The organism is Escherichia sp. KTE52 (assembly GCF_000408325.1).
Lineage (GTDB): Bacteria > Pseudomonadota > Gammaproteobacteria > Enterobacterales > Enterobacteriaceae > Escherichia > Escherichia marmotae.
Genome location: NZ_KE138677.1, coordinates 38,697 through 64,687, shown reverse-complemented (window position 1 = coordinate 64,687; position 25,991 = coordinate 38,697). Strand labels below are relative to the sequence as shown.

The following is a 25,991-nucleotide window of genomic DNA, read 5'->3' as shown; positions in this document are numbered from 1 at the left end:
CAGCTATTATCGATTTTACGTATTTTTTGCATGAGAGAATTTGTACCTCCTCCCAACAACGACCTTCCATGACTTTCCGGACTTCTGTGGGCCAGCGGACGATGCTGTCCTCGGATGTTGTGCTAATTGGGTGATGACAAATCCTGTGTATGGGTGTTTCCCTTTGTGCGTGCGTTGATGCTGGTAACGGTGAACGTCATGATGAACACAACCGCGAATAAGACGACAATCGTCGGAGCTGGTGCACTGTCGATAAAAAAGGACAACCAGACACCAGTCATTGACACTATTACCGATATGCCAATCGCCAGTAGGAGCGCAATATGAAAGCGTTGTGTCAGGAGTACCGCAATGGCGCCAGGCGCAATGAGCAGAGAAATGGAGAGAATGATACCTACCGCTTTCAGCGTCGCCACAATGGTCAGAGAGACCATGCACAGCAGCCCATAATGCAGACATCTCGTATGCAAACCGCTTACCTGCGCCTGTTGATAATCAAAGCTGAACAGCAAAAAATCCCGCCATTTTACGCTAATAACAAGTGTAACCAGCCCGGCAATAATCACCGTCTGGATTATATCGCCGATGGTTACCCCGAGCATGTCGCCGAAAAGAATATGGTCAAGATGTACGTCTGGTTTGACTGCAATATACAAGATCAGACCTGCGGCAAACATGCCAGAAAAAACAATCCCCATCACTGTATCTTGCTTGATTCGGCTGTTGTCTTTCAGGTATCCCGTCGCCACCGCGCAGAATACTCCGGCGACGAATGCCCCTGTAGCCAGAGGTAACCTCAGAATCCAGGCAAGCACAATACCAGGAAAAACCGCATGACTCATCGCGTCACCCATCAGTGCCCAACCTTTCAGGACCAGAAAGACCGACAGCAGCGCACAGGGTATGGAAACTACCAGTGAAATCAGCAGTGCGTGACTCATAAAGGTGAACTGCAGTGGCTCCAGTAATAATGCCATCATGAGCGATCCTCCAGCGCTTTATGCGCACGCCGACGATTTGCCAAAAGCCCATGGGTGGGCGCAAATACAAATGCTAAAAGAAACAGCAGTGTCTGCGCCACCACGATGATTCCACCTGTCGCGCCGTCCAGAAAGTAACTGACCCACGCGCCGAGGAAACTGGTTACACTGCCAATAGTTACAGCAATTATGAGCAGGCGGGGAAAACGATCGGTTAACAACCATGCTGTTGCACCGGGAGTCACCACCAGACAGATCACCAGAAAGGCACCAACCGTTTGCAGCGCCGCAACGGTCGAAACTGACAGCAGGGTGAAGAAGAGGATTTTTAATCTGCCCGGATGCAATCCAATAGCACGGGCGTGATTCTCGTCGAAAAAGGTCACCATAAGATCTTTCCATTTGAAAAAAAGCACGATGATCGAGAGAATGCCAATGATAGTGAGTTGCAGGATATCCGCCGGATCGATTGCCAGAATATTGCCCAGGACGATGGTCTGAATGTTCACGGATGTCGGGTTCAATGACACCATAAACAGCCCCAGGCCAAAAAAGGAGGAGAAGATCAGGCCGATGATGGCATCTTCTTTTAAGCGAGTGCGTTGGTTAAGAAACAGCATGCTGCCCGCTGCCAGTCCGCCGGAAAAGAAGGCTCCCAGAGAAAACGGAAGCCCCAGCATATATGCCCCCGCAACACCCGGGACAATAGAGTGCGACAGCGCATCGCCAATCAGCGACCAGCCTTTTAGCATCAGATAGCATGACAGGAAAGCGCAGAGACCGCCGACCATCGCCGAGACCCACATCGCATTGAGCATATATTCATAGCTGAAGGGTTCCAGTAGCACGTTCATCTTGCTTCCCTCTGCACCGCTGACGGTCGATGTGCCACAAAAGGGTGTTCATCGTCAGTAATAATGCTTTCTTCCGAGCCGTTAAGTGTGACATGGCGCAGTACGCCGCTAAAAGCCAGCTCCAGGTTCTCGGCTGTAAAAGTGGTGTCTGTCGGCCCGCTTGCCAGGACGGTGCCTTTGACCATGACCGTATAATCGCAAAATGTCGTGACTGAGCCGAGATTGTGCGTTGAGACAAGCATCGTCTTGCCTTCCGCGCGTAACTCCCTCAACAGGCTGATGATTTTCGCTTCGGTTTTCACATCAACGCCGGTAAAAGGTTCATCCAGCAGGATCACATCACCCTGCTGTGCAATCGCTCTCGCCAGAAAGACGCGTTTCTTTTGTCCACCGGAAAGCTCGCCGATTTGTCGATGGCGAAAATCCACCATATCGACACGTTCCAGCGCATCGGTGACAATCTGACGATCCCTCTTTTTGGCTATACGCAACATACCCATGTGCCCATAGCGGCCCATCATCACCACATCTTCCACTAGTACAGGAAATGACCAGTCAACCTCTTCTGACTGAGGGACGTAGGCAACCAGGTTTTTCTGTAGCGCCTGTCGCGTGGGAATACCCAGAACAGATATCTTTCCGCTGGTCAGACGCACAAATCCCATAATCGCTTTAAACAACGTCGATTTTCCGGAACCGTTTACCCCAACCAGAGCGGCAATAGATCCACTTGGTACTGTGAAGGATGCATCGCGCAGTGCTGTGTGCCCGTTACGCCAGGTGACAGTAACATCATTAACGACAATGCCCGCAGATTGCATCATTATTTCTCCCTTTTCCCGGCTTTAATTCCCTGTACCAGCGTACTGGTAGTAACCTTCAGAAGGTCGATATACGTAGGTACCGGGCCGTTTTCTGTGCTCAGGGAATCGACATAGAGTACACCGCCGTAGTGCGCGCCGGTTTCACGCGCAACCTGACGCGCTGGTTTATCGGAAATCGTACTCTCGCTAAAGACTGCCGGGATATGATTTTTCTTCACCATATCAACAACCTTACGTACCTGCTGCGGCGTGCCTTGTTGATCGGCATTAATCGGCCACAGATAAAGCTCTTTTAGCCCCAAATCGCGTGCGAGATAAGAAAAAGCCCCTTCACTGGTGACCATCCATCGCTGATTCTCAGGGAGTTCAGCAATCTGCTTACGCAGGGGGGCAAGGGTTTGGGTAATCTTGGCTTTATAAGTATCGGCATTACGTTGGTAGGTTTGTGCATTTGCCGGATCGTATTTTATCAACGCATCACGAATATTATCGACGTAAATCAGAGCATTATCTGGCGACATCCAGGCATGGGGGTTAGGTTTGCCCTCATAGGGGCCTTCAGTGATCCCTACTGGCGTCACACCCGAAGAGACAATTACTTCTGGAACCCCATTAAGATGCTGGTAAAAGCGTTGGAACCACAATTCCAGATTCATACCATTGGCGAGAATCAGTTGTGCCCCCTGCGCACGTTTAATATCGCCAGGGGTAGGCTGATACTCATGAATTTCTGCACCGGGCTTGGTTATGGATGAGACTTCTGCAGCATCTCCAGCCACGTTTTTGGCCATATCTGCGATGATGGTAAATGTTGTAATGACCTTGAATTTTTCAGTTGCACTCGCCTGAAATGCGATCGAGCAGGTGAGGGCGAGGCACCCCAAGAGCATGGTTACTTTTTTTATTGAGTACATAATTTAGTACCTATAGTGAGCAAAATTAGAACAAACATAGCAACGGCTATGTTTTATAGCATAAGCAATACAAAATGAAAATGATTATCATTATCAATTTTAGATCCGAACCGGGATTAGGTTGTTTCCTGCTGGCGACGTGGTACTGAGGAAAAAAGTAGGGCACCTATTAGGCTTTGAAATGACTTGATGAGGAAAATTGTTGATGGCAAAAATGGGGCAAAGCGCTGCAAAAGGGGCAAAAAAGGGGCAAAAAAAGAGTGGGTTATCGTAGCTTATTGTTGTCGCTGATGATATTTAACACATTGAAAAATAAGTAAAATACTTATGAGTCAGAGAGTTGTGATTTTTGCCCTTACTTGTTCAGGTTGTATTGTTCTTTCTTACTAATTTCTTGATTTTGCAACATTTAATAGTGGCTCAATTCATTATATGGCATCAGAAGAGTATGCATCATGCCGGGATATCCGACAGCAGAAGTCTGATATAAAAACAGTGGCGTGTATGGTACGGATTAGAGGGGAAAATGTCAGCACATTTGCGAAATGAATCAAAAAGCCCGCAGCGACGTGCGGGCGTTAGTTATTAGCGCACGACCAGCACTGAACACTCTGCATGACGTACTACGGCAGCGGCGTTAGAGCCGAGCAGGTAGGTGGTAATATCCGGTCGATGGGAGGCAATGATGATCATATGAGCAGGGATCTTTTTCGCCATTTCCAGAATGCGGTCTTTTGGCGAACCTTCTTCAACATGGATATGCACTCTGTCAGTCGGCAGTTTGAATTTTTTAATGACTTCTTCCAGTTGCGATTTGGCTTCCGCTTTCAGGTCATCCATTGCCGGTAACTCTGCGGAATACGCTAAACCCAGAGAGGCATAGTAGGGCAGCGAAGGTATTACCGTCAGGAAATGAACCTCTGCATCATCAATTTTTGCCTCGGCTTCAACGTGACTAATCACGCGTTGAGTTAATTCTGAGTCTGAAATATCGATAGGGACAAGAATCGTTCTGTTCATAAAACCTCCTGTTTTAGTATCCGCATAAAGTGTAACGCCAGATGACACTTTTTGTGTAATGACGGAGTTCACATTTTTAATTTAGATTAAGCAGGATTCAATAAGTAGAAAAAGCCCGCCAGAGAGGCGGGCAGGCAGGATTAGAACTGATAAACCAGACCTAAAGCGACAATATCATCGGTAGAGATACCGTTGGCAGCGTAGAAGCTGTCATCTTCATCCAACAGGTTAATTCTATAGTCAACATAGGTTGACATATTTTTGTTGAAATAATATGTCGCGCCAACATCTGCGTATTTGACCAGATCTTTATCGTCAACACCGGCTGGATTATCAACACCACCAGCAGCGTTCAGGTCACGCCCTTTAGACATCAGGAAAGACACTGCCGGACGCAGGCCAAAGTCAAACTGATATTGGGCGGTGACTTCAAAGTTCTGGGTCTTGTTCGCAACGGCGTAATCACTGTTGCCAAATGGCGTCATATTACGTGTTTCGGAATACATGGTTGCCAGGTAGATGTTGTTAGCATCATATTTTAACCCGGCAGTCCACGCATCGGCTTTATCGCCACCCGCCACAGTATGATTAACCTGATCATTGGTGCGGTCTGAGGAGGTGTATGCTGCACCCGCACTAAAGCCCATACCTAAATCGTAGGTTGTGGAAAGACCCCAGCCGTCGCCATTTTCATGGCGAACATCACGTCCGTTATTCGTACCTTCCTGACCATTGCTCGCGCCTTCGTTGTTACCCTGATATTGCAAAGCGAAGTTCAGTCCATTAACCAGACCGAAGAAATCAGAATTACGATAAGTTGCTACGCCATTAGCACGACCGGTCATAAAGTTGTCCGCATTCGTGTAGGAGTCACCGCCAAATTCTGGCAGCATATCGGTCCAGCCTTCTATATCGTACATTACGCCGTAATTACGTCCGTAATCGAAAGAACCGTAATCAGCAAATTTCAACCCGGCGAATGCCAGACGAGTCCAGGATTGATTTTTTGATGATTCAGTATTGTTTGCCTGAATATTGTATTCCCACTGACCATAACCAGTGAGTTGATCGTTAATTTGTGTTTCGCCTTTAAAACCAAGACGTGCATAGCTCTGATCGCCATCTTTCGCTGAACTATCAGAAAAATAATGTAGACCATCAACTTTGCCATAAAGATCCAATTTATTGCCGTCTTTATTATAAATTTCTGCCGCATGAGCAGCTCCTGCGGAGATCAGGGCAGGAATTAAGAGTGCCAGTACTTTGCTTTTCATTGAAAAAATCCTTTAGTTATTTTATTTGCCTTTCTTTCCCTGTTCGGGAAGTGAAAACATCCTAAAGGAAAAGTTCCATTAGCCGATAAGTATCATTTGTTACGTCTTAAGTAAAACCTTAATCAAATAATTCTTGAGAAATGACAATAAGTTTGATGAATGTTTTAGTGGTGATATATATAAAATAAAAATTATACATTTAAAAAGTGATGCGTTATTCTGCACGGGTTATATGCCTTTATTGTCACAGATATTATTTTCTGTTGGGGCATTGCTACGATTACTTATTTCCCAACAAATAAAAAGACAAGCCCGAACTTTCATTCGGGCTTTTTTTTGTTCAGGATAATCCTTACCCTGTTACTCTACTCGGTGCCACTTTTATCCGTTTTCCCCGCCATTTGCGCGAGGAAATCATAGCGTTTTTGCAGATCGGCTGCGGCATCTTTCCATAACTGTTCCGCCACTTCTGGCTGTTGCGAATTCAGACGGCGGAAACGTTGTTCATGGAGCAATGTTTCTTCCAGAGCCTCTGATGGTGGACGTGAATCCAGCGCCAGTGGCAGTTTGCCTTCATCGGCACGACGTGGATCAAAGCGATACAGCGGCCAGAAGCCGGTTGCGGTGAGTTGGCGCATCTGGTCGTGACTCAATGCCAGGTCATAACCGTGCTCTTCACATGGACTGTAAGCAATGATCAGTGACGGCCCTGGATACGCTTCCGCTTCCTGAATCGCTTTCACTGTCTGGTTCAGTTGCGCACCGAGAGAAATCTGCGCCACATAAACATGACCGTACATCATCATACTGACGCCGAGGTCTTTACGCGCTTTGCGTTTGCCGTGTTCACCAAACTTCGTTACTGCACCAAGAGGGGTTGCTTTCGACGCCTGACCGCCGGTATTGGAATAGCATTGCGTATCCAGTACCAGAATGTTGACGTTTTCCGTCAGACTTAATACATGATCCAAACCACCGAAGCCGATATCGTAAGCCCAGCCGTCGCCACCAATCAGCCATATTGATTTTTCCACCAGCGCATCAGCGTCGCGCAGCAGTTCATGAGCTTCAGCGATATCCTTTAGTTGCTGGCGCAACGCGGCAACCTGTTCGCGACGAACCTCTGGCGTGGCATCTGATTTCAACGCTGCCAGTAACTCCGCCGGGATTTTATCGGCAAACTGATCCAGCAGACGCAAAACACGGACACGATGCTGATCGACCGTCAGGCGGAAGCCCAGGCCAAATTCGGCATTATCTTCAAACAGTGAGTTCGCCCAGGCCGGACCACGACCGTTTGCATCAGTGGTATACGGTGTGGATGGCAGGTTACCGCCATAAATCGACGAACATCCGGTGGCGTTAGCGATCAACATTCGATCGCCATAGAGCTGAGTAAGCAATTTGATATACGGCGTCTCGCCACAACCGGAACAAGCACCAGAATATTCAAACAGCGGTGTGATCAATTGCGATGTACGAATATCAATACGTTCCAGTTTACTGCGGTCGATTTCTGGTAAGTTGAGGAAGAAGTCATAATTGATTTTCTCTTCTTCCACATGCTCCAGACGCGACATCATATTGATGGCTTTGATATCAGGATCCTGACGGTCTTTCGCCGGGCAAACTTCAACGCACAGATTACAGCCGGTGCAATCTTCCGGTGCGACCTGCAACACATACTTCTGCCCGCGCATATCGCGCGATTTCACATCCAGCGAATGCAGGCTGGCAGGGGCGTTTTCCATTGCTTCCGGCGGAACCACTTTTGCGCGAATAGCGGAGTGTGGGCAGGCGGCGACACAGTGGTTACATTGGGTACAGAGTTCCTCTTTCCAGATGGGGATCTCTTCGGCAATATTGCGTTTTTCCCAACGCGTTGTGCCCATTGGCCATGTGCCGTCTGGTGGTAGCGCCGAAACGGGGAGGGCATCGCCAAGTCCGGCGAGCATTGCAGCGGTGACGGTTTTAACGAAATCAGGCGCTGCATCGGAAACCACCGGTGGCCGATTCGCACTGTGCGGATTTACCGGTTGCAACGGGACTTCTTCCACGGATTCACGCGCCAGCGCCAGTGCCTGCCAGTTGCGTTCCACCAGATCCTGACCTTTGCTGCTGTAGCTTTTGGCAATTGCGCCCTGCAATTCAGCCAGGGCACTGTCGCCAGGCAGAATTTGCGTCAGGTGGAAAAAGGCCATCTGCATTACGGTGTTAATGCGCGCTGCCAGTCCACATTCACGGGCAATTTTCGCTGCATTAATCACATAAAAGCGAGCTTTCTTCTGATTCAACACCGCCTGAACTTCTTGCGGCAGCCGCGACCAGACTTCTTCGGCACTGTACGGAGTATTAAGCAGGAAAATACCGCCAGGTTTCAGGCGTTCTGCCATCTGATATTTGTCGATAAACTGCAACTGGTGGCAGCCAACAAAGTCAGCTTGTGAAATCAGATACGCGGATCGAATTGGATGCTCGCTCACACGCAGGTGAGAAACTGTCAGACCACCGGCCTTTTTGGAATCGTATACAAAATACCCCTGTGCATACCACGGGGTGGAATTACCGATAATCTTGATATTGTTTTTGGTCGCGGAAACGCTGCCGTCACTGCCCAGACCGTAAAACAGGGCTTCCAGCTTCGCGGAGTTTGGCAGGGTATTTTCTGGCAATGGCAGTGACAGATTGGTCACATCATCATAAATACCCACGGTAAATCGTGGTTTTGGTTTGGCTGTGTTAAGTTCGGCAAATACTGCCAGCACACAGTCCGGGCCAAACTCTTTGGAAGACAGACCATAGCGCCCACCAATGACGCGAGGCAATGCCTCACGCTCGCCATTATTAAAGGCTTCTGCCAGCGCGGTCATCACATCCAAATAGAGTGGTTCTGCCTGGGCACCCGGCTCTTTGGTGCGATCCAACACCGCTACGCTGCGTACGGACTCCGGTAGTGCTTGTAGTAAGTGTTTGGCGGAAAACGGACGATATAGTCGAACTTTCAGCACCCCAACTTTTTCGCCACGGGTCAGCAATTCGTCTACCACTTCTTCACAGGTGCCAATAGCAGAACCCATCAGGATTATCACCCGTTCTGCCTGTGGATGACCGTAATACTCAAAAGGCTGATACTGACGACCCGTAGCGGCGGCGAAATCATTCATTGCCTGTTCAACATGGTCGTAAACTGCGTTGTACCATGGGTTAGTTGCTTCACGAGACTGGAAGTAAGTGTCAGGATTGGCGGATGTACCGCGGATCACCGGATGTTCCGGATTCAGCGCACGGGCGCGATGAGCATCAATTTCTGCCTGCGGTATCAGTTCAAGAATAGTATCGTCGGCCAGTGGAACGATTTTGTTGATCTCGTGGGAAGTACGGAAACCATCAAAGAAATGAATAAATGGCACACGGCTTTTTAGTGTCGCGATTTGCGAAATGAGGGCGAAATCTTGCGCTTCCTGAACGTTTGCCGCACACAACATGGCGCAACCGGTCTGGCGCACCGCCATCACATCTGAATGATCGCCAAAAATAGAGAGCGCATGAGTAGCGACGGTTCGCGCCGCCACATGCAGTACAAACGGTGTCAGTTCGCCCGCCAGTTTGTACAATGTCGGAATCATCAGCAACAAACCCTGCGATGATGTAAACGATGTAGAGAGTGCGCCCGTTTGCAAAGCGCCATGCACAGTCGCGATAGCGCCAGCTTCGGACTGCATTTCAACTACGCGAGGTGTATCTCCCCACACGTTTTTCAAGCCGTTTCCGGCCCAGGCATCAGCCTGTTCTGCCATCGTGGAACTCGGGGTAATAGGGTAGATGGCGATAACTTCACTGGTGCGAAATGCCACCGAAGCTACCGCGCCATTACCGTCAATTGTGATCATACGACACCCTTACATTGCGCAAATGAGGGGCACACGAAAAAGCTGCGCGCCCAGTAGTTATCTCTCAATTTTAGCAAATGGCTTTCTGTTGCATTTTCGCTTTTGTGTCCCCCATATCCGCATAATGAATGTTTCGATCAAGCACCGGGCAAAAAATAGCGATAAAAAAGTAACAATGCGTTGCAACACACATAGTAGTTCTCGACGTAACCGCCTGGGCTGCCTATTATTTAGGGCGGTGTCGTTTGGCTTAAAGATTAGAGGAAGTAAAGATGCGAGCAGCGTTGTGGGTAGGGTGTGCCGCTTTATTGTTGTCTGCGTGTAGTAGTGAACCTGTTCAGCAGGCAACCGCGGCGCATGTGGCGCCTGGTTTAAAAGCGTCCATGTCCAGTAGCGGTGAAGCAAATTGCGCAATGATTGGTGGTTCGCTATCCGTTGCCCGTCAACTTGACGGAACGGCTATTGGGATGTGTGCATTACCTAACGGCAAACGCTGCAGCGAACAGTCGCTTGCCGCCGGAAGCTGTGGCAGCTACTAATTGACCAAATCTGCCAGTTTATAAGTTAATGTCTGTTTCGCGGTTGCCAGCGTCAACTGGTTGGCGGTCAGATCTACCTGCGCACCTTCTTTCAGCATTTCGCTGATGGTGTGATCGAGTTCGTTAAGCTGTGGGTTGGCACACATCATGCGGGTCATTGCCAGTCCTTTAACTTTCAGTTCTCCGCCCGAAAGTTTACCCTCTCCGCTAAAGCGGTTACACATGTTGCCGGAAATCATCATCTTTTCCCCAAAGCTGATTTCTGGCGGGTTTTTATCGCTGGCAACAGGTTGACCGTTAACACTTTCCAGTACAAACCGGTGATGCTGTAACTGTTCTGGCGTTACAGCAATTTTGTCATTACTTACACATCCCGCCATCAGCAGGCTTAGTGCGACTAGCGCGGCAACTTTCTTCATTTTAGTTCTCAACTTAAGGTATAAATCAGGTGCTGATTGCCGGATGCAACGCTGGGGCGTCTTATCCGTTCAACAGAACTTATTGTAAGAATAGCGGATGAAAGATCTTTGGGGATTATCTGAATAAGCTCCCCTGATTTGCAGGGGAGCTGCATGTTTAAACCAGTTCGTTCGGGCAGGATTCGCCTTTTTCCAGATTGCTCAAGTTTTGCAGCGTAGTCTGGGAAATACTGGTCAGAGCTTCTGCCGTCAGGAAAGCCTGGTGCCCGGTAAACAGTACGTTATGGCAGGCAGACAGACGACGGAACACGTCATCCTGAATCACATCGTTGGATTTATCTTCAAAGAACAGATCGCGTTCGTTCTCATACACGTCCATCCCCAGCGAGCCAATTTTCTGGTTTTTCAGCGCTTCAATTGCCGCCTGGGAATCAATCAATGCGCCACGACTGGTGTTGACGATCATTACGCCGTTTTTCATCTGATCAAACGCCGCCTCATTCAGCAGGTGGTAGTTCTCCGGCGTCAGCGGGCAGTGCAGGGAGATAACGTCTGATTCAGAGAACAGGGTCGGCAGATCGACATATTCCACGCCGAGCTCCAGCGCCGCCGCACTTGGGTATGGATCGAACGCCAGCAGACGCATACCGAAACCTTTCAGAATACGCAGCATCGCTACGCCGATTTTACCGGTGCCGATAACACCTGCCGTTTTGCCATACATGGTAAAGCCAGTCAGGCCTTCCAGAGAGAAGTTGGCGTCACGGGTACGCTGATACGCGCGGTGAATACGGCGGTTCAACGTCATCATCATACCAATAGCGTGTTCAGCGACGGCTTCCGGATCGTAGGCTGGAACACGGACTACTTTCAGCCCCAGCTCTTTTGCCGCGTCGAGGTCAACGTTGTTGAAACCGGCACAGCGCAGGGCGATATATTTAACGCCGTGCTTTTTCAGTTCTTCCAGCACCGGGCGGCTGCCGTCATCATTTACGAAAATACATACCGCTTCGCAGCCATTGGCGGTTTTGGCGGTTTTTTCTGTCAGCAGAAAGTCAAAAAATTCCAGCTCAAAGCCAAAGGACTCGTTCACCTGTTGCAGGTACTTCTTGTCGTACTGTTTTGTGCTATATACGGCGAGTTTCATAAGACTTTCTCCAGTGATGTTGAATCACGTTTAAGCTACTAAAAATATTTTACAAAAATTAAAATATAATTGAAAGCTGTGGTGATATTGAAAAATCCATCAACAACTATGCTTAGTGTAGGCGCAACCTTCAACTGAACGGTTAAACATGCCACAATACCGGTATTGAATGCTTAATTTTTCGCTAAATCAGGATATTAACTACCCATGTTGGGTAAATATAAAGCCGTTCTCGCGCTGTTATTACTGATTATTCTTGTGCCGTTAACGCTGCTGATGACGCTCGGGCTGTGGGTTCCTACGCTGGCGGGTATCTGGCTGCCGCTCGGTACACGCATTGCATTAGATGAAAGCCTGCGCATCACGCGTAAAGGTTTAATTATTCCCGATCTCCGTTATCTGGTGGCGGATTGCCAGTTGGCGCATATCACCAATGCCAGCCTTTCACATCCCAGCCGCTGGTTATTGAACGTTGGCACAGTGGAGCTTGACTCTGCTTGCCTGGCAAAATTGCCACAGGAAGAGCCCTCTCCGGCAGCGCCGAAAACCCTTGCGCAGTGGCAATCCATGCTGCCTAACACCTGGATCAATATTGATAAACTGATCCTTTCGCCCTGGCAGGAATGGCAGGGAAAACTCTCTCTCTCGTTGACCTCTGATATCCAGCAACTGCGTTATCAGGGCGAAAAAGTTAAATTTCAAGGCCAGCTTAAAGGGCAACAACTTACAGTCAGCGAACTGGATGTCGCCGCGTTTGAAAATCAGCCGCCGGTAAAACTGGTAGGGGAATTTACCATGCCGCTGGTGCCGGATGGGCTTCCTGTCAGTGGCCATGCTACCGCGACCTTGAACTTGCCACAGGAACCGTCACTGGTGGATGCTGAACTGGAGTGGCAGGAAAATAGCGGGCAATTGCTTGTGATGACACGGGATAACGGCGATCCATTGCTCGATTTGCCGTGGCAAATTACCCGTCAGCAATTGACGGTCAGCGATGGTCGCTGGAGCTGGCCGTATGAAGGTTTTCCCCTGAGTGGGCGATTGGGTGTTAAAGTCGAGAACTGGCAGGCCGGGCTTGAGAACGCGTTGGTCAGTGGACGCCTGAGTGTGCTGACTCAGGGGCAAGCAGGGAAAGGCAATGCGGTGCTTAATTTTGGCCCAGGAAAATTGAGCATGGATAACAGTCAGATGCCACTGCAACTGACCGGTGAAGCAAAACAGGCTGATCTCATTCTGTATGCCCGCTTACCGGCACAGCTAAGCGGAAGTCTGACTGACCCAACGCTGGCCTTTGAACCAGGCGCGTTATTACGTTCAAAGGGAAGAATCATCGATTCACTGGACATCGATGAAATTCGCTGGCCTTTAGCGGGGGTAAAAGTCACTCAACGTGGTGTTGACGGTCGCTTGCAGGCCATTTTGCAGGCCCATGAAAATGAACTGGGCGACTTTGTGCTGCATATGGATGGTCAGGCGAATGATTTTCTCCCGGATGCAGGGCGTTGGCAGTGGCGTTACTGGGGCAAAGGCAGTTTTACCCCGATGAATGCCACCTGGGATGTCGCAGGAAAAGGTGAGTGGCATGACAGCACGATTACGCTTACCGACCTCTCGACCGGGTTCGATCAGTTGCAATATGGCACGATGACAGTAGAAACGCCGCGCTTAATTCTTGATAAACCCGTTATCTGGGTGCGTGACGCCCAGAATCCGTCTTTTAGTGGTGCGCTTTCGCTGGATGCAGGACAAACGCTTTTCACAGGCGGTAGTGTGTTACCGCCATCAACCTTAAAATTTAGTGTCGATGGACGTGATCCGACGTATTTCCTCTTCAAAGGGGATTTACATGCTGGTGAGATTGGCCCGGTACGGGTGAATGGCCGCTGGGACGGTATTCGCCTGCGCGGCAATGCCTGGTGGCCTAAACAATCGCTGACCGTATTCCAGCCGCTGATCCCGCCAGACTGGAAGATGAATCTACGCGATGGTGAACTGTATGCCCAGGTGGCGTTTTCTGCCGCGCCTGAGCAGGGCTTCCGTGCAGGGGGGCATGGCGTGTTGAAAGGTGGCAGCGCGTGGATGCCAGATAACCAGGTCAACGGTGTCGACTTTGTACTACCGTTCCGTTTTGCCGACGGTGCGTGGCACCTGGGAACGCGGCGACCTGTGTCATTACGTATTGCTGAAGTGGTTAACCTGGTGACGGCAAAAAATATTACTGCCGATCTTCAGGGGCGTTATCCGTGGACCGAAGACGAACCCTTGCTACTGACTGATGTGAGTGTTGATGTTTTAGGTGGCAACGTGCTGATGAAACAATTACGTATGCCGCAGCACGATCCGGCGCTGTTACGGCTGAATAATCTCTCTTCCAGTGAACTGGTTAGCGCCATCAATCCAAAGCAATTCGCTATGTCAGGGGCATTCAGTGGGGCATTGCCGCTATGGCTTAATAATGAAAAATGGATTGTGAAAGATGGCTGGCTGGCAAACGCAGGCCCCATGACCTTGCGCCTGGATAAAGACACGGCGGATGCAGTAGCAAAAGACAATATGACCGCAGGGACTGCAATCAACTGGTTGCGCTATATGGAAATTAGCCGTTCATCGACAAAAATTAATCTGGATAATCTCGGTGTGTTAACCATGCAGGCAACGATCAGCGGTAATAGCCGGGTTGATGGTAAAACGGGCACGGTGAATCTTAATTACAGCCACGAAGAGAATATTTTTACGTTATGGCGCAGCTTACGCTTTGGCGATAATCTCCAGGCGTGGCTGGAACAGAATGCCCGACTCCCGAAAACGGGTTGCCCATCAGGAAATGAGTGTGAGGAAAAATAATGAAAATAATGATAACCGCGTTCGCGTCCTCTTTTATGTTGCTTGGTTGCACGCCGCGCATTGAAGTGGCTGCGCCGAAAGAGCCAATCACCATTAATATGAACGTTAAAATTGAGCATGAGATCATCATAAAAGCAGATAAGGACGTTGAAGACTTGCTCAAAACCCGTAGCGATCTTTTTTGAGGTAATGATGAAAAGAACATTACTGATAATGGTGTGGACTGTTTGCCTGATGAGCAGCAGTGCGATGGCGTTAACCCTGAATGAAGCCAGAAGTCAGGGGCGGGTAGGCGAAACATTTAATGGTTATCTGATGGCACTGAAAACGGATGACGAAACGCAGGCATTGGTAAACGATATTAATAAAGCTCGTGCGCTGAGTTATCAGCAACTGGCCAGACAAAATAATGTCTCAACTGAGGAGATTGCAAAACTGGCAGGGCAGAAACTGGTCGCTCGCGCTAAACCGGGAGAATATGTGCAGGGGATTAATGGGAAATGGCTGCAAAAATAAAAAACGTAAAGCAGCGGTAATTAATTTCGTATTCAGAAAGATCAGTTACCGTTCAAAACGGTACAAATTATACCTACAGACCTCCGCCAGACTGATTGCGGCGCTGTTTTTGCTTGTTGGCGCTCGTTTTTACGCATCCGCATTCAATAGTCATTTATTCACTTTCCGTTCATTTCTATACTGATTTTTCTTAATCCGCTTTATTACAGGGCAGGGTGTTATGAGCAGCAACACATTTACTCTCGGTACAAAATCCGTTAACCGTCTCGGTTACGGCGCGATGCAACTGGCAGGACCTGGTGTATTCGGCCCACCGAAAGATCGCCATGTCGCGATTACCGTGCTGCGTGAGGCACTGGCATTGGGCGTCAATCACATTGATACCAGCGACTTTTATGGTCCACACGTTACCAATCAGATTATCCGCGAAGCGTTACATCCTTATTCCGATGACCTGACTATCGTCACCAAAATTGGCGCTCGCCGCGGTGAGGACGCCTCCTGGTTGCCGGCATTCTCTCCAGCAGAACTGAAAAAAGCGGTGCACGATAACCTGCGAAATCTGGGGGTGGACGTGCTGGATGTGGTGAACCTGCGGGTGATGCCTGACGATGGACATGGCCCGGCGGAAGGGTCGATTGAAGCCAGCCTGACCGTGCTGGCTGAGATGCAACAACAAGGGCTGGTAAAACATATTGGCCTGAGCAACGTAACACCAACGCAGGTTGCAGAGGCGCGCAAGATTACAGAAATTGTTTGCGTGCAAAACGAATACAACATTGCCCATCGTGCGGATGACGAATTAATTGATTCTTTGGCTCGCGATGGCATTGCATATGTGCCTTTCTTCCCGCTCGGGGGCTTTACGCCACTGCAATCCTCCACGCTCTCTGATGTCGCAGCAAGTCTTAATGCGACACCGATGCAGGTGGCGCTGGCGTGGCTGTTGCAACGTTCACCGAATATTTTGCTGATCCCGGGGACGTCTTCCGTTGCGCATTTACGGGAGAATATGGCAGTAGGGGAATTAGCGCTACCTGATGATGTGTTGGCAACGCTGGACAGTATTGCGAAAAAGGCGAGTTAAGTAAAAAAGCCTCCCGCACTCGCGGTAGGCTTCTTAAAACTTATGCTGCAACAATTGCGTCAATTGCCGCTTTAGCGTCTGCCTGTGCTTTTGCTGCCATTTCCGGCCCGTAAGCGATACCTTCAGCAAAGACAAAGTTCACGTCAGTAATGCCGATAAAGCCAAGGAACGTAGAAAGATACGGGGTCACCAGGTCTGTAGGCCCATCCTTATGGATACCGCCACGGCTGGTAATAACAATGGCTTTTTTACCGGTTACCAGACCTTCAGGACCGTTCTCGGTGTAGCGGAAAGTAACGCCTGCACGCGCAACCAGGTCAAAATAGTTTTTCAACTGAGTAGAGATGTTGAAGTTGTACATCGGTGCTGCAATCACGATAACGTCATGCGCTTTCAACTCGGCAATCAGTTCATCAGACAGTGCCAGGGCTTCCTGCTGGCGCGGAGTCAGAGGCGCGTCACTCGGACGCAGAGCGCCAACCAGTTCGCCATCCAGCACCGGAACCGGATTTGCAGCCAGGTCGCGGACGGTGATTTCATCAGCAGTGTGCTTTTCACGCCACTGTTCAACAAAATAATCAGACAACTGACCAGACTGAGAGTACCCTGCCAGGATGCTGGATTTAAGAACTAATACCTTGCTCATGGTGTTTCCTTATAGATGTTTGAATGGGCGATGCCCTGTTGCTTGTTGACACTTTATTCACAATCCTGCCACAGAGATAGCGCAATATATCGAAGTCTATGTTCGAATTTATTGAACAACACATAAAAAGCCGCGATGTGGTACTCTATATCTATCATTTAAAAGAAAATTAATCAGGCACAACGCTGCCCTTTAACGTTATGACAGAACAACAAAAATTGACCTTTAACGCCTTACAGCAGCGGTTGGATTCGTTAATGCTGCGTGACAGACTGCGTTTTTCCCGCCGTCTGCATGGGGTGAAGAAGGTTAAAAATCCTGATGCACAACAGGCCATTTTCCAGGAGATGGCAAAAGAAATTGACCAGGCGGCAGGGAAAGTCCTGCTACGTGAAGCGGCGCGTCCGGAGATTACTTATCCGGACAATTTGCCGGTTAGCCAGAAAAAACAGGACATTCTCGAAGCGATCCGTGACCACCAGGTGGTGATTGTCGCCGGAGAAACAGGTTCCGGTAAAACGACGCAGTTGCCGAAAATCTGTATGGAACTGGGGCGCGGGATTAAAGGGCTGATTGGCCATACCCAGCCTCGTCGACTGGCAGCCCGTACCGTGGCGAACCGTATTGCGGAAGAGTTGCAGACCGAACCGGGTGGCTGCATCGGTTATAAAGTCCGTTTCAGCGATCACGTCAGTGATAACACGATGGTCAAGCTGATGACCGACGGTATTCTGCTGGCGGAAATCCAGCAGGATCGCCTGCTGATGCAGTACGACACCATCATCATTGACGAAGCGCACGAACGCAGCCTGAACATTGATTTCCTGCTCGGTTATTTGAAAGAGCTGTTGCCACGTCGCCCGGATCTGAAAGTCATCATCACTTCCGCGACCATCGATCCGGAACGCTTCTCTCGCCACTTTAACAATGCGCCGATTATCGAAGTCTCGGGTCGAACTTATCCGGTAGAAGTGCGTTATCGACCAATAGTTGAAGAAGCGGATGATACCGAGCGCGACCAGTTACAGGCGATTTTCGATGCTGTAGACGAATTGAGCCAGGAAAGCCCCGGCGACATTTTGATCTTTATGAGCGGCGAGCGGGAAATTCGCGATACCGCCGATGCGCTGAATAAGCTGAACTTACGCCATACGGAAATATTGCCGCTTTATGCGCGGCTTTCAAACAGCGAACAAAATCGCGTCTTCCAGTCACACAGCGGGCGGCGCATTGTGCTGGCGACTAACGTCGCGGAAACCTCGCTGACTGTGCCGGGTATTAAATACGTGATCGACCCAGGTACGGCGCGCATCAGCCGCTACAGCTATCGCACCAAAGTGCAGCGTCTACCGATCGAGCCAATTTCGCAGGCTTCAGCCAATCAGCGTAAAGGCCGTTGCGGACGCGTATCAGAAGGGATCTGTATTCGTCTTTATTCGGAAGACGATTTCCTTTCTCGTCCGGAGTTTACCGATCCGGAAATTCTGCGTACCAACCTGGCGTCGGTTATCTTACAGATGACCGCACTGGGGCTGGGCGATATCGCTGCGTTTCCGTTTGTTGAAGCGCCGGATAAACGCAATATTCAGGATGGTGTGCGCCTGCTGGAGGAGTTAGGTGCAATCACCACCGACGAACAGCAAACCGCATATAAACTGACACCACTTGGTCGTCAGTTATCACAGTTACCGGTTGACCCGCGTCTGGCACGCATGGTGCTGGAAGCGCAGAAACATGGCTGTGTAAGGGAAGCGATGATTATCACTTCCGCGCTCTCCATTCAGGACCCTCGTGAACGCCCGATGGACAAACAACAGGCATCGGATGAAAAACATCGTCGTTTCCACGATAAAGAGTCCGACTTCCTGGCGTTTGTGAATTTGTGGAATTATCTCGGTGAGCAGCAAAAGGCGCTCTCTTCAAACGCCTTCCGTCGCTTGTGCCGCACTGAATATCTCAACTATCTGCGCGTGCGCGAATGGCAGGACATCTACACTCAGTTGCGCCAGGTGGTGAAAGAACTCGGCATTCCGGTAAACAGTGAACCGGCGGAGTATCGCGAAATTCATATCGCATTACTGACCGGTTTGCTTTCACATATCGGCATGAAAGATGCGGATAAACAGGAATATACCGGCGCACGTAACGCGCGTTTCTCTATCTTCCCTGGTTCTGGTTTATTCAAAAAGCCGCCAAAGTGGGTGATGGTGGCGGAACTGGTAGAAACCAGCCGCCTGTGGGGGCGCATTGCGGCACGCATCGATCCGGAATGGGTAGAGCCGGTTGCCCAACATTTGATCAAACGCACCTACAGTGAACCGCACTGGGAACGGGCGCAGGGCGCAGTGATGGCGACGGAAAAAGTCACCGTTTATGGGTTGCCGATTGTCGCCGCGCGTAAGGTTAACTACAGCCAGATTGATCCTGCGTTGTGCCGTGAACTCTTTATCCGCCATGCACTTGTAGAAGGTGACTGGCAGACACGTCACGCTTTCTTCCGTGAAAACCTGAAACTGCGGGCAGAAGTGGAAGAGCTGGAACACAAATCACGTCGTCGCGATATTCTGGTAGATGACGAGACGCTGTTTGAATTTTACGACCAGCGCATTAGCCATGATGTGATCTCTTCGCGCCACTTCGACAACTGGTGGAAAAAGGTTAGCCGCGAAACGCCTGATTTGCTCAACTTTGAAAAGAGCATGTTGATCAAAGAAGGTGCGGAAAAAATCAGCAAGCTGGATTACCCGAACTTCTGGCATCAGGGCAATCTCAAGCTGCGTTTAAGTTATCAGTTTGAGCCAGGTGCGGACGCTGATGGCGTGACCGTGCATATTCCGCTGCCGTTGCTCAACCAGGTGGAAGAGCGCGGCTTTGAATGGCAAATTCCTGGATTACGTCGTGAACTGGTGATTGCGCTGATTAAATCGCTGCCAAAACCGGTACGTCGTAATTTTGTGCCTGCGCCAAACTACGCCGAAGCGTTTTTAGGCCGCGTGACGCCACTGGAACTACCGTTGCTCGACAGTCTTGAACGTGAATTGCGCCGCATGACCGGCGTTACCGTTGACCGCGAAGACTGGCACTGGGATCAGGTGCCCGATCACCTGAAAATTACTTTCCGCGTGGTGGACGACAAAAACAAGAAGTTGAAAGAAGGGCGCTCATTACAGGAACTGAAAGAGGCGCTGAAAGGCAAAGTGCAGGAAACACTGTCTGCGGTCGCTGATGACGGTATCGAGCAGAGCGGCCTGCATATCTGGAGCTTTGGTCAATTGCCGGAAAGCTACGAGCAGAAGCGCGGCAATTACAAAGTGAAAGCGTGGCCTGCGCTGGTGGATGAACGTGACAGCGTGGCGATCAAATTGTTTGATAATCCACTGGAGCAGAAGCAAGCAATGTGGAACGGTCTGCGCCGTCTACTGTTGCTGAATATTCCTTCACCGATCAAATATCTGCATGAGAAGTTGCCGAATAAAGCCAAGCTGGGGCTGTACTTTAACCCGTATGGCAAAGTGCTGGAGCTGATCGATGACTGTATCTCCTGCGGTGTGGATAAATTAATCGACGCCAACGGTGGCCCGGTCTGGACGGAAGAGGGTTTTACTGCGCTACATGAAAAAGTGCGTGCCGAACTGAACGATACCGTGGTGGATATTGCGAAGCAGGTCGAGCAAATCCTCACGGCAGTGTTCAACATCAACAAACGTCTGAAAGGGCGTGTTGATATGACGATGGCGCTGGGGCTTTCTGACATCAAAGCACAAATGGGCGGTCTGGTGTATCGCGGTTTTGTCACCGGTAACGGCTTCAAACGGCTGGGCGATACGCTGCGCTATTTGCAGGCGATTGAAAAACGCCTGGAAAAACTGGCGGTTGATCCGCATCGTGACCGTGCCCAAATGCTGAAAGTCGAAAACGTCCAGCAGGCATGGCAACAATGGTTCAACAAACTGCCGCCAGCGCGTCGTGAGGATGAAGACGTGAAAGAGATCCGTTGGATGATTGAAGAACTGCGCGTCAGTTACTTCGCCCAACAACTTGGTACGCCGTATCCGATATCGGATAAACGTATTTTGCAGGCGATGGAGCAGATTAGCGGTTAACGGCTGTTATTTGGCTGATGAATCTAAAACCCGGTAAGCGTGTGCTGCCGGGTTTTTTCTTTATAAGATCTGAAGGATTCACTCTATCGCAACATTGAACGATTTTGCTGAATTTTTATCAACAGTCTTTCCTCAAATACAGTATGAGTAAAACAAATATCAGGCTTACGAAGGAGGATAGAGAAAATACAACGTCTTCCTTTCAGAGTGCTCCACTTCTCATTATTATCTCACGCAGTATTCTTAAGGGAACGAGAAGGAGGGACCATGAACATTAACCCATTTCCGACGCTTTCAGCGACAACTATAGATGCCATAAACGTTATTGGTCGATGGCTGGCGCAGGATGATTTCTCTGGTGAGGTGCCGTATCAGGCTGATTGCGTGATCCTCGCAGGTAACGCTGTTATTCCCACTATCGACGCTGCATGCAAGATTGCCCGCGATCAGCAAATTCCATTACTGATCAGCGGTGGTATCGGTCACTCGACAACCTTTTTATATAGTGCTGTCGCACAGCATCCACATTACAACACCATTCGTACCACGGGCAGGGCAGAAGCCACCATCCTTGCAGATATTGCCCATCAGTTCTGGCATATTCCCCATGAAAAAATCTGGATTGAAGACCAGTCAACGAACTGCGGTGAAAACGCCCGCTTCAGCGTCGCGTTATTGAATCAGGCCACAGAGCGCATTCACACGGCTATCGTTGTGCAGGATCCCACCATGCAGCGGCGCACGATGGCGACGTTCCGCCGTATTACTGCTGATAATCCCGATGCACCTCGCTGGTTAAGTTATCCAGGATTCGTACCACAAGTGGGGAATAACGCAGACAGTGTCGCATTTGTTAATCAACTGGAAGGATTATGGCCAGTTGAACGTTATTTATCGCTACTTACTGGTGAGCTACCACGTTTGCGTGATGATTGCGACGGTTATGGCCCCCGCGGACGTGATTTTATCGTTCACGTTGATTTTCCTGTAGAAGTCGCCCAGGCATGGCAGACGCTGAAACACGACGCTGTACTTATTGAAGCGATGGAAAGTCGTTCGCTACGTTAAAAATTGCCCGTTTGTGAAAAACCGTTGGCAAACGGGCATGATTCTTTACTTTTACTTCTGCCTTTTATTCCTTTCACACCTGTTTTTATGAAGCCCTTCACAGATTCGTCCTTCCACGATGCCGTTTCCGCAATGATTGATGTTTATTAACAATATATTTACTAAATAAAAACACAATAATCACAGGAGTCGCCCATGTCAGTACCCGTTCAACATCCTATGTATATCGATGGACAGTTTGTTACCTGGCATGGAGATGCATGGATTGATGTTGTAAACCCTGCAACAGAGACGGTTATTTCCCGTATTCCTGATGGCCAGGCTGAGGATGCCCGTAAGGCAATCGATGCTGCAGAACGCGCCCAACCAGAATGGGAAGCATTGCCTGCCATTGAGCGCGCCAGTTGGTTACGCAAAATCGCTGCCGGGATCCGCGAACGCGCCAGTGAAATCAGTGCACTGATTGTCGAGGAAGGGGGCAAAGTCCAGCAACTGGCTGAAGTCGAAGTGGCTTTCACGGCGGACTATATTGATTATATGGCGGAGTGGGCGCGGCGCTACGAGGGTGAGATTATTCAAAGCGATCGCCCGGGAGAGAATATTCTTCTTTTTAAACGTGCGCTTGGCGTGACCACCGGTATTCTGCCGTGGAATTTCCCGTTCTTCCTGATTGCCCGCAAAATGGCACCCGCTCTGCTCACCGGCAATACCATCGTCATTAAACCGAGCGAATTTACACCAAATAACGCAATTGCTTTCGCCAAAATCGTCGATGAAATTGGCCTTCCACGCGGCGTGTTTAACCTTGTGCTGGGGCGCGGTGAAACAGTGGGTCAGGAACTGGCGGGTAACCCGAAGGTCGCAATGGTCAGTATGACGGGCAGCGTCGCCGCCGGGGAGAAAATCATGGCAACTGCGGCGAAAAATATCACCAAAGTGTGTCTGGAACTGGGCGGCAAAGCGCCCGCTATTGTGATGGATGACGCTGATATTGAACTGGCAGTCAAAGCCATCGTTGATTCACGAGTCATTAATAGTGGGCAAGTGTGCAACTGTGCTGAACGTGTTTATGTACAGAAAGGCATTTATGATCAGTTTGTTAACCGACTTGGTGAAGCGATGCAGGCGGTGCGGTTTGGCAATCCTTCTGAACGCAACGACATTGCAATGGGGCCATTGATTAACGCCGCGGCGTTGGAAAAGGTTGAGCAGAAAGTGGCTCGTGCTGTAGAAGAGGGCGCGAGAGTGGCGCTTGGTGGCAAAGCGGTAGCGGGGAAAGGGTACTATTATCCGCCGACAATATTGCTGGATGTTCGCCAGGAAATGTCAATTATGCACGAAGAAACCTTTGGCCCGGTGCTGCCTGTTGTCGCTTTCGATACGCTGGAACACGCTATCGCCATGGCTAACGACAGCGATTACGGCCTGACCTCGTCGATTTATACTCAAAATCTGAACGTCGCGATGAAAGCCATCAAAGGGTTGAAGTTCGGTGAAACCTACATCAATCGTGAAAACTTTGAAGCGATGCAAGGTTTCCACGCCGGATGGCGTAAGTCGGGTATTGGCGGTGCGGATGGTAAACATGGTTTGCATGAATACCTGCAAACCCAGGTCGTTTATTTACAGTCGTAATGTGTAAAACAGGCGGAGGCATTTCCCTCCGCCTGTATCTGTCAGAGTTTGGCGAATTTTTCCAGGGTGCGAATAAGCTGGGTGACAAAGCCATATTCGTTGTCGTACCAGGCGACTGTTTTTACCAGTTGCAAATCGCCCACGGCGGTAATTTCCGTTTGGGTGGCATCAAACACCGAACCAAAATGGCTACCAATGATATCGGAAGAGACTATTTCTTCATCGGTATAACCAAATGATTCGTTATTGTTTGTCGCCTTTTTAAGTGCATTGTTCACTTCTTCGGCAGTCACTTTTTTACCGAGAATAGACACCAACTCGGTGACAGAACCCGTTTTTACCGGTACACGCTGTGCATGGCCTTTCAGTTTACCGCTCAGTTCCGGGATCACCAGACCAATAGCTTTTGCTGCGCCCGTTGTATGGGGAATAATATTTTCTGCCGCCGCACGTGAAGCGCGTAGATCTTTACCACGCGGACCATCCACCAGTGACTGGGTGCCGGTATAGGCATGAATCGTCGTCATCGTGCCGACTTCTATTCCAAAATTGTCATGGAGTGCTTTGGCCATCGGCGCAAGACAGTTGGTGGTGCAGGACGCCACGGAAACAATGGTGTCGTTGCCATCCAGCGTGTTGTCATTGACGTTATAAACGATGGTTTTCATTTCACCGGCAGGGGCGGAAATTAACACCTTCTTCGCGCCAGCATCCAGATGTGCCTGCGATTTCTCTGCGGATGTATAAAAGCCGGTACATTCAACAATGATTTCTGCACCTTTCGCTTTCCACGGAATATTTTTCGCCTCTTTTTCGGCGTAAACCGCAATACTTTTGCCATCGACAATAAGTGAATCTTCAGTAAAATCAACGCTCCAGGGGAACGGGCCGTAGTTTGAATCGTGTTTTAGCAAGTAGGCGAGAATTTTCGGGGATGTGAGATCATTAATGGCGACAACATCTATATTGCTTTTGACCTCCAGTAATCGACGCAATACCAGTCGACCGATACGACCAAAACCGTTAATACCAACTTTACTCATGGTTTTCTCCTGTCAGGAACTCGTGGGTGAAAATTAATCCTTTCCAGGCTTAGACCAGGATGGTGGTATGAGCAATCTACATTCTCGCAGTGAAACGTAACCTACTGAAAATGGGTGAACAATATTTAATGAAATTTTGAGAAAAGCTGGTTATGTTAACAATAAATTGTTTTAAATCAGGAAATGTTATGGAAAATAAATACTCAAAGTTACAAATCGGTATTCACTGGCTGGTCTTTTTACTGGTTATCGCAGCTTACTGTGCGATGGAGTTTCGTGGATTTTTCCCGCGAGCCGATCGACCGGTTATCAACATGATCCATGTTTCCTGTGGCATTTCGATTTTCGTACTGATGGTGCTTCGTCTCGTGCTAAGACTGAAATATCCAACGCCACCAATTGTGCCTAAACCAAAGCCAATGATGACGGGGCTTGCGCATCTCGGGCATCTGGTCATTTACTTGCTGTTTATCGCACTGCCGATAATTGGCATGGTGATGATGTATAACCGTGGCAATCCGTGGTTTGCGTTTGGTGTGATGATGCCTCATGCATCAGAGGCCAATTTCGATCTGGTAGATACCTTAAAATCGTGGCATGAAACGCTGGCAAATCTGGGGTATTTCGTTATTGGGTTGCATGCCGCTGCTGCATTGGCGCACCACTATTTCTGGAAGGACAATACGCTTCTGCGCATGATGCCGCGTAAGCGTTCCTGACAACAGTAAAAGAAAACGCCTGTACTAAACCAGACCCGTGGTACAGGCGAAGAATACGGGTCTACATCGGAAGCACCTATTATATTTATTTGTATGACAAATAAAACCAGAATTCGTGTTTATATGTTTGCCTGGCCAATATTTAATCAAATTGTCTTTCTATTAAGAGCGTTACTCAATTTCCCCCAATCCAATCTTTGATCTCCCTAAGTGAAATAAAAACTGTCCGGCGTATAACTTTTGTACCGAACATAAGATTCGGCAAACCATGGAGGTTATATGAAGAAGTTGTCATTTATTTTACTGATAGGATTACTGATGTCTTTTTATGCTGATGCAGGGCGAAAACCTTGTTCCGGTTCGAAAGGGGGGATCTCTCACTGCACTGCTGGCGGCAAATTTGTCTGTAACGATGGTTCTATCAGCGCATCGAAAAAAACGTGCACTAACTGAAAAGTAAAAAGGGGTG

Annotated in this window: 21 protein-coding genes; 10 read left to right on the top strand and 11 right to left on the bottom strand. The window is 49.3% G+C overall.

Annotation, left to right across the window (positions count from 1 at the left end):
• Positions 1 to 122: 122 nt before the first annotated feature.
• The 7 genes from sitD to nifJ all read right to left on the bottom strand — a co-directional run bounded on the left by sitD (position 123) and on the right by nifJ (position 9,756).
• Entirely contained in the window at positions 123 to 980 is an 858-nt protein-coding gene (sitD, locus tag A1SC_RS16750; protein ID WP_000968131.1) for an iron/manganese ABC transporter permease subunit SitD, read from the bottom strand.
• Positions 977 to 1,834, bottom strand: a complete 858-nt coding sequence (gene sitC, locus A1SC_RS16755; RefSeq protein ID WP_001101728.1) for an iron/manganese ABC transporter permease subunit SitC — start codon at positions 1,832 to 1,834, stop codon at positions 977 to 979. The genes sitD and sitC overlap by 4 nt, the downstream gene beginning before the upstream one ends.
• Positions 1,831 to 2,658, bottom strand: coding sequence for an iron/manganese ABC transporter ATP-binding protein SitB (sitB, locus tag A1SC_RS16760; RefSeq protein WP_000983721.1), 828 nt, complete (start codon positions 2,656 to 2,658; stop codon positions 1,831 to 1,833). The genes sitC and sitB overlap by 4 nt, the downstream gene beginning before the upstream one ends.
• The gene (sitA, locus tag A1SC_RS16765) at positions 2,658 to 3,572 is read right to left on the bottom strand and encodes an iron/manganese ABC transporter substrate-binding protein SitA (protein WP_000286867.1); all 915 of its coding nucleotides are present in this window, start codon (positions 3,570 to 3,572) and stop codon (positions 2,658 to 2,660) included. The genes sitB and sitA overlap by 1 nt, the downstream gene beginning before the upstream one ends.
• Before the next feature lie 585 nt (positions 3,573 to 4,157).
• Positions 4,158 to 4,592 (bottom strand): universal stress protein UspF, encoded by a 435-nt coding sequence (gene uspF, locus A1SC_RS16770; protein WP_010376343.1) that lies wholly within the window; start codon positions 4,590 to 4,592, stop codon positions 4,158 to 4,160.
• A 140-nt stretch (positions 4,593 to 4,732) separates the two neighbouring features.
• A complete protein-coding gene (gene ompN, locus A1SC_RS16775; RefSeq protein WP_016262032.1) occupies positions 4,733 to 5,866 on the bottom strand; it encodes a porin OmpN in 1,134 nt (377 codons plus the stop codon).
• Positions 5,867 to 6,231: 365 nt separating this feature from the next.
• Positions 6,232 to 9,756 carry a pyruvate:ferredoxin (flavodoxin) oxidoreductase gene (gene nifJ / locus A1SC_RS16780; RefSeq protein ID WP_000628247.1) on the bottom strand — a complete coding sequence of 1,175 codons (3,525 nt, stop codon included), beginning with the start codon at positions 9,754 to 9,756 and terminating at the stop codon, positions 6,232 to 6,234.
• Positions 9,757 to 10,028: 272 nt separating this feature from the next.
• Between nifJ and A1SC_RS16785 the strand changes: the two genes are divergently transcribed.
• Positions 10,029 to 10,295: a putative hemolysin gene (locus tag A1SC_RS16785; protein ID WP_001200698.1), complete on the top strand. Its 267-nt coding sequence runs from the start codon at positions 10,029 to 10,031 to the stop codon at positions 10,293 to 10,295.
• On the opposite strand, the gene hslJ is transcribed toward A1SC_RS16785, so the two are convergent.
• The gene (gene hslJ, locus A1SC_RS16790; RefSeq protein WP_001516437.1) at positions 10,292 to 10,714 is read right to left on the bottom strand and encodes a heat shock protein HslJ; all 423 of its coding nucleotides are present in this window, start codon (positions 10,712 to 10,714) and stop codon (positions 10,292 to 10,294) included. The two genes, A1SC_RS16785 and hslJ, sit on opposite strands and share 4 nt — an antisense overlap.
• A gap of 157 nt (positions 10,715 to 10,871) precedes the next feature.
• A complete protein-coding gene (gene ldhA / locus A1SC_RS16795; RefSeq protein WP_000762228.1) occupies positions 10,872 to 11,861 on the bottom strand; it encodes a D-lactate dehydrogenase in 990 nt (329 codons plus the stop codon).
• Positions 11,862 to 12,068: 207 nt separating this feature from the next.
• Between ldhA and A1SC_RS16800 the strand changes: the two genes are divergently transcribed.
• The 4 genes from A1SC_RS16800 (at position 12,069) to A1SC_RS16815 (ending at position 16,308) form a co-directional block, all read left to right on the top strand.
• Entirely contained in the window at positions 12,069 to 14,705 is a 2,637-nt protein-coding gene (locus tag A1SC_RS16800) for a YdbH family protein (protein ID WP_016262031.1), read from the top strand.
• On the top strand, positions 14,705 to 14,890 hold the full coding sequence (locus tag A1SC_RS16805) for a YnbE family lipoprotein (protein WP_000699961.1): 186 nt from the start codon (positions 14,705 to 14,707) through the stop codon (positions 14,888 to 14,890). The genes A1SC_RS16800 and A1SC_RS16805 overlap by 1 nt, the downstream gene beginning before the upstream one ends.
• Before the next feature lie 7 nt (positions 14,891 to 14,897).
• Positions 14,898 to 15,221 (top strand): YdbL family probable chaperone protein, encoded by a 324-nt coding sequence (locus A1SC_RS16810; protein ID WP_000831645.1) that lies wholly within the window; start codon positions 14,898 to 14,900, stop codon positions 15,219 to 15,221.
• 220 nt (positions 15,222 to 15,441) lie between these two features.
• Positions 15,442 to 16,308, top strand: a complete 867-nt coding sequence (locus A1SC_RS16815) for an aldo/keto reductase family oxidoreductase (protein WP_001516434.1) — start codon at positions 15,442 to 15,444, stop codon at positions 16,306 to 16,308.
• A gap of 40 nt (positions 16,309 to 16,348) precedes the next feature.
• Here A1SC_RS16815 and azoR read toward each other — a convergent pair whose 3' ends face one another.
• Positions 16,349 to 16,954: an FMN-dependent NADH-azoreductase gene (azoR, locus tag A1SC_RS16820; protein WP_000048921.1), complete on the bottom strand. Its 606-nt coding sequence runs from the start codon at positions 16,952 to 16,954 to the stop codon at positions 16,349 to 16,351.
• A 200-nt stretch (positions 16,955 to 17,154) separates the two neighbouring features.
• Between azoR and hrpA the strand changes: the two genes are divergently transcribed.
• From hrpA to aldA, 3 genes are all read left to right on the top strand, one after another.
• Positions 17,155 to 21,057, top strand: a complete 3,903-nt coding sequence (gene hrpA, locus A1SC_RS16825; protein WP_024214572.1) for an ATP-dependent RNA helicase HrpA — start codon at positions 17,155 to 17,157, stop codon at positions 21,055 to 21,057.
• Positions 21,058 to 21,324: 267 nt separating this feature from the next.
• Positions 21,325 to 22,125: a DUF218 domain-containing protein YdcF gene (ydcF, locus tag A1SC_RS16830; protein ID WP_016262029.1), complete on the top strand. Its 801-nt coding sequence runs from the start codon at positions 21,325 to 21,327 to the stop codon at positions 22,123 to 22,125.
• A 195-nt stretch (positions 22,126 to 22,320) separates the two neighbouring features.
• Positions 22,321 to 23,760, top strand: coding sequence for an aldehyde dehydrogenase (aldA, locus tag A1SC_RS16835; protein ID WP_000115909.1), 1,440 nt, complete (start codon positions 22,321 to 22,323; stop codon positions 23,758 to 23,760).
• A gap of 41 nt (positions 23,761 to 23,801) precedes the next feature.
• Here aldA and gap read toward each other — a convergent pair whose 3' ends face one another.
• Complete coding sequence (gap, locus tag A1SC_RS16840) at positions 23,802 to 24,803, bottom strand: type I glyceraldehyde-3-phosphate dehydrogenase (protein WP_000048676.1); 1,002 nt, start codon at positions 24,801 to 24,803, stop codon at positions 23,802 to 23,804.
• A 188-nt stretch (positions 24,804 to 24,991) separates the two neighbouring features.
• Here gap and cybB point away from each other — a divergent pair, with 188 nt between their 5' ends.
• Together cybB and A1SC_RS16850 are read left to right on the top strand one after the other, a co-directional pair.
• Positions 24,992 to 25,522 (top strand): cytochrome b561, encoded by a 531-nt coding sequence (gene cybB, locus A1SC_RS16845; protein WP_000428995.1) that lies wholly within the window; start codon positions 24,992 to 24,994, stop codon positions 25,520 to 25,522.
• A gap of 279 nt (positions 25,523 to 25,801) precedes the next feature.
• On the top strand, positions 25,802 to 25,975 hold the full coding sequence (locus A1SC_RS16850; protein WP_000736410.1) for a YdcA family protein: 174 nt from the start codon (positions 25,802 to 25,804) through the stop codon (positions 25,973 to 25,975).
• Positions 25,976 to 25,991 lie beyond the last annotated feature (16 nt).